We start from the raw sequence: 9,785 nt of genomic DNA, 5'->3' as shown, positions 1-9,785 counted from the left end.
GGCCTCCTCCTACTCGATTCATCTGTTGTAGAAGATCCCCAAGTCGCTCGTTCCTCGTTCTTGAGGATGACGACTTTTTAAAATTACGTTCTATATCATTAGCTGGTTAGATAAAATTGCGTGTTCCGCCATTCCCTAGACTGACGAAGGAAGGAGTAGGGAATCTCTAACAAAGAGAGCGTATCCGTTATAGTACCCCCATTCCTTGCGCTTCTAACATATCGACTAGATCGATCAGCGGTAAGCCGATCAAAGTATTTGGGTCTTTCCCTTCCATCTGTTTAAACAACGCGATGCCTAACCCTTCACACATAAAGCTACCTGCGCAGTAATAAGGCTGCTCTTTTTCAACATAACTAATGATCTGTTGCTTAGTTAAATCGCGGAAATGCACTACAAAGGTGTCGAGACGTGTGTCAGCTTCATTGGTCTCGTTGTTCCAAACCGAAAGCCCAGTATAAAAAGTAATGCTCTTGCCGCTTTGACGAGATAACTGCTCGATCGCTTTTTCTCGAGTGTGAGGCTTACCAATGATCTCTCCATCAATCACACAAACCTGATCAGAACCAATGACTAAGCTAGGTTGCTCCACAACACAAGACTTAGCTTTGGTCTCAGCAAGGCGCATCACCAACTGTTGTGGTGTCTCTTCTGGAAGCGGCGTTTCATCGCAGTCTGGCTTGGCTGTAATGAAGCTTAACTGTAGTTTTTTGAGGATCTCTTGCCTAAATGGTGATGTAGAGGCTAAAACTAGTTGGTAATTTCTCATTTTAATTTACAATTCAAGGAAGCATTTATCTCAGGATAACGTAACTTGTCCTGCTATTCATAATGCTCTGAATAGGAAAGGCAGGAAAGTACATTTTTTTTGCCATTTCCTTTGACTAAACACGATTTGGAAGATAAGATTCGCGCCCTATGCAAAAGGAAAAAATACCGCGTACAGTTGATCCGGCAAGAACGGCTCAAAAACGACTCGATATGGATGGTATCATCCAGGTCAGTCTTTTGAAGCGTTTAACTGAAGCAACTGAAGGCGTAAAACGTGACGCGCAAGTCTCAATGTCATTTGGGCTTGATGAACAACGATTAGTCGTTATCTCTGGTAAAGCTAACGTCGAAGTCGATTTAGAGTGTCAACGTTGTAATGAGGTTTTCGCACATGAGTGCGATGTCCAATTTACTTATACTCCTGTTTACAGTGAGAAAAGTGAAGAGGAAGCACCGGAAGAGTACGATTTGGTAGATCTGAACGAGTACGGTGAGTTAGACCTGATTCAATTAGTTGAAGACGAGTTCATCCTTGGATTGCCACAAATAGCAATGCACGACGATGCGAAATGTAGCGTTAACTCAAATAACTTGGTGTTTGGTGAACTTCCTGAAGAAATTGAGGAAGACAAAAAGCCGAATCCATTTGATGTTTTAAAAAGCTTAAAGAAGTAATTGCTTCTTTAAGAATTTACATAGGAGTAGGGTCAATGGCCGTACAAAAGAGCAAGAAATCACGTTCAATGCGTGGCATGCGTCGTTCACACGATGCGCTAACTACAGCTGCACTTTCTGTAGACGCAACTTCAGGTGAAACTCACCTACGTCACAACGTGACTGCCGAAGGTTTCTACCGCGGCAAAAAGGTTATCAACAAGTAAGGTTGACCTTTGCAAAATCTAACCGTTGCGCTTGATGCAATGGGCGGGGACTTCGGTCCTCGTGTAACAGTGCCTGCCGCCGTGCAGGCACTGTCGTATTTCCCAGAGCTAAAAGTCATTCTAATAGGTGATCGAAACGCGATCACATCTCAATTATCTTCATTAGGTCGAATGCCTGATTCTCGTTTGAGTATCCAGCATTGTGATCGAGTCATTTCCAATTCTGAAAAACCTTCACTAGCCTTACGTAATAGTCAGGGTAGCTCTATGCGTGCCGCTATCGATCTGGTTGCCGAATCACAGGCTGATGCTTGTGTGAGTGGTGGTAACACTGGCGCACTGATGGCTTTATCCCGTTTCAGACTCAAGCTTCTTCCCGGTATTGATAGGCCTGCATTGGTTTCAGCTTTGCCTACTGCATCCGGAAATCGCACATGGATGCTTGATTTAGGGGCGAACGTTTCTAGTGACGCAGATTCACTGTTTCAGTTTGCTGTCATGGGCAGTGCATTAGCAGAACAACATTTAGGTCGCGCACCACGTGTCGCTATCTTGAATATCGGTGCAGAAGAAATTAAAGGCAATGACCTTGTAAAACGATGCGCTGAAATGTTGTCTAATACTCAGTCTGTGAACTTCATAGGCTATATTGAAGGTAATCAATTACTTCAAGATGCTGCTGATGTCGTCGTATGTGATGGTTTTGTGGGCAATGTTTGCTTAAAAACGTGCGAAGGTACGGCTCAGCTCTTTATTGATAAGCTAAAAACGCGCATGATAGCTTCAACAATAAAGGGTTGGATAGCCAGAATGCTGTTTTCTGAGCTATTTACTGAATTAAAAACCTTGAACCCCGACCAGTATAACGGCGCAAGTTTGTTAGGATTGCGCGGCATTGTCATTAAAAGTCATGGAAGTGCTGATGTGTCTGCAGTCGTCAACGCGATTGGTGAAGCAGTACACGAGGTCAAACGACAAGTCCCCAGCCGCATTAGCGATCGTTTGGAAGCGGTTTTACTCGAGAGGCATTATTAGTCTTCATGTATAGCAAAATTTTAGGTACTGGCAGCTACTTGCCATCTCAGGTGCGTACTAACGCAGACTTAGAGAAAATGGTAGAGACTAGCGATGAGTGGATCGTTGCTAGAACAGGTATTAAAGAGCGTCGTATTTCAGCGGAAAACGAAACCGTTGCTGATATGGCGTTTTACGCTGCTGAAAATGCCATTGAAATGGCAGGTATCGACAAAGAAGAGATTGATTTAATCATCGTTGCGACAACCAGCAGTAGCCATACATTTCCGTCTTCGGCATGTCAGGTACAAGGCAAACTTGGTATCAAAGGTTGCCCTGCGTTTGATTTGGCTGCGGCATGCTCTGGCTTCGTCTATGCATTGTCTGTTGCTGATCAACACATCAAGACTGGCATGTGTAAAAATGTTTTGGTGATTGGTGCTGATGCACTGTCAAAAACCTGTGATCCGACTGACCGCTCTACTATCATCCTATTTGGTGATGCAGCAGGCGCGGTGGTTGTAGGCGCAAGCGAAGAGCCAGGTATTTTGTCTACTCATATTTACTCTGATGGTAAATACGGTGAGCTTCTAAGCCTAGAAGTACCAGAGCGCGGCGGTGATGCAGACAAATGGCTGCACATGGCGGGCAACGAAGTATTTAAAGTGGCGGTAACTCAGCTTTCTAAGCTAGTTAAAGACACCTTAGCGGCGAACAATATGGATAAGTCAGAGCTTGATTGGTTAGTTCCACACCAAGCGAACTACCGTATTATCTCGGCAACCGCTAAAAAGCTGACGATGTCGCTTGATCAAGTAGTGATTACTCTTGATAAGCACGGCAACACGTCAGCAGCTACCGTACCAACGGCCCTAGATGAGGCTGTTCGCGACGGGCGAATTAAACGTGGTCAAACGCTTCTACTTGAAGCATTTGGCGGCGGCTTCACTTGGGGTTCTGCGTTAGTTAAATTCTAACCCCAAGCGATAATCAACAAACAAGGCACATAACTTATGTGCCTTATTCAATTTTTTGCTTTGCTTAAAGGAAAATTACAATGAGCAAATTTGCTATCGTATTCCCAGGCCAAGGCTCTCAAGCTATCGGTATGCTTGCTGACCTAGGCGAACAGTATGATGTTGTTAAAAAGACATTTGCTGAAGCTTCAGAAGCACTTGGTTACGATCTATGGGCATTGGTTCAAGATGGTCCTGTAGAAAATCTAAATGAAACTTTTCGCACTCAACCGGCTCTATTAACAGCGTCTGTTGCAATTTGGCGTGTATGGCAAGAGCTTGGCCTAGAGCAACCTGTAAATCTAGCAGGTCACAGCCTAGGTGAATATTCTGCTCTTGTATGTGCCGGCGTTATCGACTTTAAAGAAGCGATCAAGCTGGTTGAACTACGTGGTCAACTGATGCAAGAAGCGGTTCCTGCAGGTGTTGGTGCAATGTACGCAATCATCGGTCTAGACGATGAAGCGATTGCTAAAGCGTGTGAAGAAGCTGCGCAAGACGAAGTTGTGTCTCCAGTTAACTTTAACTCTCCTGGCCAAGTTGTTATCGCGGGTAACAAAGCTGCAGTAGAGCGTGCTGGTGCACTTTGTAAAGAAGCGGGCGCTAAGCGTGCACTTCCGTTACCTGTTTCTGTGCCGTCTCACTGTGCACTGATGAAGCCAGCAGCAGATAAGCTAGCAGTGGCTCTAGAAGCTCTAGAGTTCAACACGCCAGCATTGCCTGTTATCAATAACGTTGATGTTATCGCTGAAACAGATCCTGCAAAAATTAAAGACGCACTTGTTCGTCAGCTGTACAGCCCAGTTCGTTGGACTGAAGGCGTACAAGCGATGAATGAGCAAGGCGTTGAGAAGCTACTTGAATTAGGCCCTGGTAAAGTTCTTACTGGTCTAACAAAACGAATCGTAAAAACTATGACAGCTGCTGCAGTTAATGACACTGCATCACTAGAAGCTGCTAAGTAAATAACCACTTAATAGAGAAGTTATGATGAATTTAGAAGGCAAAGTTGCACTAGTTACAGGCGCAAGCCGTGGCATCGGTCGTGCAATCGCTGAACTTTTAGTTGAGCGTGGTGCTAAAGTTATCGGTACTGCGACATCTGAAGGCGGCGCAGCTGCAATCAGCGAGTACCTTGGTGAGAACGGTAAAGGTCTTGCTCTTAATGTAACGGATACTGACTCAATTGCTGCTACACTGAAAACCATCAACGATGAATTCGGTGCGATTGACATTCTAGTTAACAACGCAGGTATCACTCGTGATAACCTACTGATGCGTATGAAAGACGACGAATGGAATGACATCATCGATACTAACCTAACGCCTATCTTCCGCATGTCTAAAGCTGTATTGCGTGGCATGATGAAGAAACGTCAAGGCCGTATCGTAAACGTTGGTTCTGTAGTAGGTACTATGGGTAACGCTGGTCAAGCTAACTACGCAGCTGCAAAAGCAGGCGTAATTGGTTTTACTAAATCAATGGCTCGTGAAGTTGCGTCTCGTGGCGTTACAGTGAACACTGTAGCTCCTGGTTTCATCGAAACTGACATGACTAAAGCGCTAAATGATGACCAACGTGCAGCAACTTTGGCGAATGTACCAGCAGGTCGACTAGGTGACCCTCGCGAAATCGCTGAAGCTGTGGTATTTTTGGCGTCACCTGCGGCAGCTTATATCACAGGTGAAACACTTCACGTCAATGGCGGTATGTACATGGTGTAAATTATGTGCAACATTTGTGCATGATTTAAGTCAAGATCATACGTAATTTCGGTTAAAATCGTGAAAATTGTGGTTTGACCAGAAAAGTTGACCTTGCAACTTTCAATAGATTGAATAAACTACGGAAAACATCGCATAAAGCGAACTCTGTAAAGGAAAAGAAAAAATGAGCAACCTCGAAGAACGCGTAAAGAAAATCATTGTTGAACAGCTAGGTGTAGACGAAGCTGAAGTTAAAAACGAAGCTTCTTTCGTTGATGACCTAGGTGCAGATTCTCTAGACACAGTAGAGCTAGTAATGGCTCTAGAAGAAGAATTCGACACTGAAATCCCAGATGAAGAAGCTGAGAAAATTACTACTGTTCAAGCAGCTATCGATTACGTAACTAGCGCTCAGTAATAATCTCTCCCAGGCGGTCACCTCGACCGCCTGTGTTTTATCTAACTCATCTATCCTCATCTTAAATCACCTCAATCCCCGGAGTGTAAAATCGTGTCCAAGCGTCGTGTAGTTGTCACTGGCATGGGTATGTTGTCACCGGTAGGCAACACTGTAGAATCTTCTTGGAAAGCCCTGCTAGCTGGTCAAAGTGGTATCGTTAATATCGATCATTTTGATGCAACCAATTTCTCAACTCGTTTTGCAGGTCTAGTTAAAGACTTTAACTGCGAAGAGTATATGACTAAAAAAGATGCTCGTAAGATGGACTTGTTCATCCAGTACGGCGTCGCAGCAGGTATTCAAGCTTTAGATGATTCAGCCCTAACTATTACTGAAGAAAACGCTCCACGTGTGGGTGTTGCTATCGGTTCTGGTATTGGTGGTCTTGGTTTGATCGAAGCCGGTCACCAAGCTCTAACTGAAAAAGGCCCTCGTAAGATCAGCCCGTTCTTCGTACCGTCGACGATCGTGAATATGATTGCTGGTCACATGTCTATCATGCGTGGCCTACGCGGTCCAAACATCGCGATTTCTACTGCATGTACGACTGGCCTACATAACATTGGTCACGCGGCTCGTATGATTGCATACGGCGATGCAGACGCAATGCTAGCGGGTGGTGCTGAAAAAGCATCAACTCCACTAGGTATGGGCGGTTTTGGTGCGGCTAAAGCACTTTCTACTCGTAACGATGAGCCTCAAAAAGCTTCTCGTCCATGGGACAAAGGCCGTGATGGCTTCGTTCTTGGCGACGGTGCAGGCATGATGGTTCTTGAAGAGTACGAACATGCGAAAGCTCGTGGCGCTAAGATTTACTGTGAGCTAGTTGGCTTCGGTATGTCGGGTGACGCTTACCACATGACATCTCCAAGTGAAGATGGCTCAGGTGGCGCACTAGCAATGGAAGCGGCTATGCGTGATGCTGGCATTACTGGTGAACAAATCGGTTATGTAAACGCACACGGTACTTCGACTCCTGCAGGTGACGTAGCGGAAGTTAAGGGCATCAAGCGTGCTCTTGGCGAAGCAGGCAGCAAGCAAGTATTGGTTTCTTCTACGAAATCAATGACAGGCCACCTTCTAGGTGCTGCTGGTTCTGCTGAAGCTATCATCACGGCTATGTCTCTGGTTGACCAAATTGTTCCACCAACAATCAACCTAGATGATCCTGAAGAAGGCTTAGATATTGACTTAGTACCTCACACTGCGCGTGAAGTTAGCAACATGGAATATGCTGCATGTAACTCATTCGGTTTCGGTGGTACAAACGGCTGTTTGATCTTCAAAAAGATTTAATCATCTTATTAAAGACGTAAACACTCGTAGATAGTCACAATTAGACTTGTTTTTAAACGGCTTGATGCTTTAGCATTGAGCCGTTTCTTTTTATGGGGAAAAACATGTTTTGGGTTGATGGAGAAAGCCAGCAAACTATCGATATTTTGGATCGCTCGTTTCAGTACGGAGACGGCTGTTTTACGACAATGCTCGTGAGTGATGGTGAGATACAACATCTTCACGATCATCAGCACCGTGTCGACGAGTGCCTTAAAGCACTACGCATTTCTGCTCTTGATTGGGATGTTGTTAGTCTTTGGCTCGATACTGCGCTTCAACACATCCAACATAACGCTCTTCATGGCACAAAGAGCCTTGATGGTTCAAAGAAGCTCCATAACGCCAACAAGCCTCATAATCAAAAAGCAGGGATCAAGCTGCACGTTAGTCGTGGAGCGGGTGGGCGTGGCTACAGTACCAAGAATATCGCCAAGCCGACAATCACCATCAGTACCTTTGATTACCCAAGCCATTATTCAGCGTGGCAAGACTCCGGTGTTGAACTCGGTATCTGCCATCAAGCGCTAGGTTTGAGCCCACTACTGGCTGGCCATAAGCACAATAATCGCCTTGAGCAGATTTTGATGAAAGATGAAATGGATCAAGCTAATGAAGTGGATGGTGTGGTTCTTGATATATCGGGCAATGTGATTGAAACCACCATGGCCAATCTGTTCTGGCGCAAAGGTCAGTCGATATACACACCTCAACTCACTCAAAGTGGTGTCGCGGGGGTTATGCGTAAGCAAGTGTTAACCGCGCTGAATCAGGCTGAACTTTCCGTTACAATTAGTGACTATTGCTTATCTCAACTCATGCAAGCTGATGAGGTTTTCATGACAAACTCCATTTTAGGGGTTGCCCCAGTTACCCGTATTAGTGATACCCAATTTAACATTGGAACCGTTACTCGTAGCCTTCAAGGACAACTAAACTCGTGATCAAAAAGTTATTTATTTTTATTATCTTGTGCTTAATTGCAGCCGGTGCTGCTGGTTTTTATGTTTACAACCAAGCGCAAGATAACCTGAAACAAGTTATTCAATTAGAAAAACCACAAGTCGTGACTGTTGCTTCAGGTAGCAGCTTTAACCGCGTTCTGGCCCAGTTGATTAACGAGGGGCTGTTTGAGGCTTCTCCTTACGAGAAATTAATCCGTAAGTTACATCCTGAGCTTGTAGACGTAAAAGCGGGTACTTTCCTGCTTGAACCGGGTTTAACCTTAGAGCAAGCGCTACAGGTGCTTGTAGAAGGGAAAGAACACCAGTTTACTATTACCTTTGTTGAAGGCAGTCGTTTTGACGAATGGCTTGTTCAGCTAAAAGACAACGAATTCATTCAACAGACATTGGATGGCGTTTCTGAAAAAGAGATCGCTGAAAAGTTGGGTATTGAAAACGAAAAGCTAGAAGGTCTCTTCTTAGCAGAAACGTATCACTACACCTACGGCACCACTGATTTAGATTTGTTGAAGCGCGCGCATCGAGACCTAATGAGCGTGGTGAATGAAGAGTGGGAAAATCGAGCGGATAAGCTGCCTCTTAAATCGCCATACGAAGCGTTAATTCTTGCATCTATCATTGAGAAAGAGACCGCTGTTGCGTCAGAACGTGAGCGTGTTTCTTCTGTGTTTGTTAACCGTCTAAACAAGCGTATGCGTTTGCAAACTGACCCAACGGTTATCTATGGCATGGGTGACAGCTACGATGGCAACATCCGTAAGAAAGACTTACGCACGCCAACGCCTTACAACACCTATACAATGAGTGGCTTGCCACCGACACCTATCGCTATGGCAGGCAAAGCGTCTATCAACGCGGCGTTGAATCCAGAGAAGAGCAACTACTTGTATTTCGTTGCGAGTGGAACAGGTGGGCACGTATTTTCAAAGAGTTTGACTGAGCATAACCGTGCAGTGCGAGCTTACTTAAAGCAATTAAGAAAAAACAGATAAAGAAATAATTATGAATCAGTCGAAATTTATCGTGGTTGAAGGCCTTGAAGGCGCTGGCAAAAGCACAGCAATCAATGCCATCGTTGAGACATTAAAAGCATCGGGTGTTGAAGATATTGTTAATACTCGCGAGCCGGGTGGTACTGTCTTAGCTGAAAAGATGCGTTCATTGGTTAAAGAAGAGCACGAAGGCGAGAAGCTTCAAGACATGACTGAATTGCTGTTGATGTATGCAGCACGTGTTCAATTAGTCGAGAACGTCATCAAGCCGGCACTCGCCAATGGTCAATGGGTATTGGGTGATCGTCATGATATGTCTTCACAGGCATACCAAGGTGGTGGTCGCCAGATCGCGCGCACGACTATGGAATCACTGAAAGCAACCACGCTAGGCGGCTTTAAACCCGATCTAACGCTATATTTGGACCTAGACCCTAGAGTAGGGCTAGAGCGTGCTAGAGGCCGTGGTGAGCTTGATAGAATTGAAAAGATGGACATCTCATTTTTCGACCGCACGCGTGAGCGCTATCTAGAAATTGCAGAACAAGATGATTCTGTACTTGTGATTAACGCGCAGCAAGAAATTGAGCAAGTAGCCGCTGATATTAAAGTCGCGCTAACTGCTTGGCTCGACAAACAGTAGG

The 9,785-nt window shown here is 45.0% G+C and carries 12 protein-coding genes; 11 read left to right on the top strand and 1 reads right to left on the bottom strand.

Annotation, left to right across the window (positions count from 1 at the left end; translation table 11 throughout):
- Positions 1–187 precede the first annotated feature (187 nt).
- Positions 188–769 (bottom strand): nucleoside triphosphate pyrophosphatase, encoded by a 582-nt coding sequence (locus AB4583_RS12730; protein WP_017067204.1) that lies wholly within the window; start codon positions 767–769, stop codon positions 188–190.
- A 149-nt stretch (positions 770–918) separates the two neighbouring features.
- Here AB4583_RS12730 and yceD point away from each other — a divergent pair, with 149 nt between their 5' ends.
- The 11 genes from yceD to tmk all read left to right on the top strand — a co-directional run bounded on the left by yceD (position 919) and on the right by tmk (position 9,784).
- Positions 919–1,446, top strand: a complete 528-nt coding sequence (yceD, locus tag AB4583_RS12725; RefSeq protein ID WP_017062153.1) for a 23S rRNA accumulation protein YceD — start codon at positions 919–921, stop codon at positions 1,444–1,446.
- A gap of 35 nt (positions 1,447–1,481) precedes the next feature.
- Positions 1,482–1,652, top strand: coding sequence for a 50S ribosomal protein L32 (gene rpmF / locus AB4583_RS12720; protein ID WP_004737376.1), 171 nt, complete (start codon positions 1,482–1,484; stop codon positions 1,650–1,652).
- A 9-nt stretch (positions 1,653–1,661) separates the two neighbouring features.
- On the top strand, positions 1,662–2,687 hold the full coding sequence (gene plsX / locus AB4583_RS12715; RefSeq protein WP_372052472.1) for a phosphate acyltransferase PlsX: 1,026 nt from the start codon (positions 1,662–1,664) through the stop codon (positions 2,685–2,687).
- A gap of 5 nt (positions 2,688–2,692) precedes the next feature.
- Complete coding sequence (locus tag AB4583_RS12710; RefSeq protein WP_017054985.1) at positions 2,693–3,643, top strand: beta-ketoacyl-ACP synthase III; 951 nt, start codon at positions 2,693–2,695, stop codon at positions 3,641–3,643.
- Positions 3,644–3,723: 80 nt separating this feature from the next.
- Positions 3,724–4,647, top strand: coding sequence for an ACP S-malonyltransferase (gene fabD, locus AB4583_RS12705; protein ID WP_017063479.1), 924 nt, complete (start codon positions 3,724–3,726; stop codon positions 4,645–4,647).
- A gap of 25 nt (positions 4,648–4,672) precedes the next feature.
- Positions 4,673–5,407, top strand: coding sequence for a 3-oxoacyl-ACP reductase FabG (fabG, locus tag AB4583_RS12700; RefSeq protein ID WP_029235138.1), 735 nt, complete (start codon positions 4,673–4,675; stop codon positions 5,405–5,407).
- A gap of 166 nt (positions 5,408–5,573) precedes the next feature.
- On the top strand, positions 5,574–5,807 hold the full coding sequence (acpP, locus tag AB4583_RS12695; protein WP_004737381.1) for an acyl carrier protein: 234 nt from the start codon (positions 5,574–5,576) through the stop codon (positions 5,805–5,807).
- Positions 5,808–5,900: 93 nt separating this feature from the next.
- The gene (gene fabF / locus AB4583_RS12690; RefSeq protein WP_010437291.1) at positions 5,901–7,145 is read left to right on the top strand and encodes a beta-ketoacyl-ACP synthase II; all 1,245 of its coding nucleotides are present in this window, start codon (positions 5,901–5,903) and stop codon (positions 7,143–7,145) included.
- 104 nt (positions 7,146–7,249) lie between these two features.
- Positions 7,250–8,128 carry an aminodeoxychorismate lyase gene (gene pabC / locus AB4583_RS12685; protein ID WP_065583975.1) on the top strand — a complete coding sequence of 293 codons (879 nt, stop codon included), beginning with the start codon at positions 7,250–7,252 and terminating at the stop codon, positions 8,126–8,128.
- The gene (gene mltG / locus AB4583_RS12680; RefSeq protein WP_017062149.1) at positions 8,125–9,141 is read left to right on the top strand and encodes an endolytic transglycosylase MltG; all 1,017 of its coding nucleotides are present in this window, start codon (positions 8,125–8,127) and stop codon (positions 9,139–9,141) included. The genes pabC and mltG overlap by 4 nt, the downstream gene beginning before the upstream one ends.
- Before the next feature lie 10 nt (positions 9,142–9,151).
- Entirely contained in the window at positions 9,152–9,784 is a 633-nt protein-coding gene (tmk, locus tag AB4583_RS12675; RefSeq protein ID WP_017062148.1) for a dTMP kinase, read from the top strand.
- The last annotated feature ends 1 nt before the right edge of the window (position 9,785 follow it).

This window comes from Vibrio sp. 10N.222.49.C12, assembly GCF_041475025.1.
Taxonomy (GTDB): Bacteria; Pseudomonadota; Gammaproteobacteria; order Enterobacterales; family Vibrionaceae; genus Vibrio; species Vibrio crassostreae_C.
This window is presented reverse-complemented; position numbering and strand designations above follow the sequence as displayed.

Bases quoted from the DNA above. Each gene is read 5' to 3' on its own strand.
- rpmF (WP_004737376.1), top strand. From the start codon at position 1,482: ATGGCCGTACAAAAGAGCAAGAAATCACGTTCAATGCGTGGCATGCGT.
- AB4583_RS12710 (WP_017054985.1), top strand. From the start codon at position 2,693: ATGTATAGCAAAATTTTAGGTACTGGCAGCTACTTGCCATCTCAGGTG.
- AB4583_RS12730 (WP_017067204.1), bottom strand. From the start codon at position 769: ATGAGAAATTACCAACTAGTTTTAGCCTCTACATCACCATTTAGGCAA.
- fabG (WP_029235138.1), top strand. From the start codon at position 4,673: ATGAATTTAGAAGGCAAAGTTGCACTAGTTACAGGCGCAAGCCGTGGC.
- yceD (WP_017062153.1), top strand. From the start codon at position 919: ATGCAAAAGGAAAAAATACCGCGTACAGTTGATCCGGCAAGAACGGCT.
- tmk (WP_017062148.1), top strand. From the start codon at position 9,152: ATGAATCAGTCGAAATTTATCGTGGTTGAAGGCCTTGAAGGCGCTGGC.
- acpP (WP_004737381.1), top strand. From the start codon at position 5,574: ATGAGCAACCTCGAAGAACGCGTAAAGAAAATCATTGTTGAACAGCTA.
- pabC (WP_065583975.1), top strand. From the start codon at position 7,250: ATGTTTTGGGTTGATGGAGAAAGCCAGCAAACTATCGATATTTTGGAT.
- fabD (WP_017063479.1), top strand. From the start codon at position 3,724: ATGAGCAAATTTGCTATCGTATTCCCAGGCCAAGGCTCTCAAGCTATC.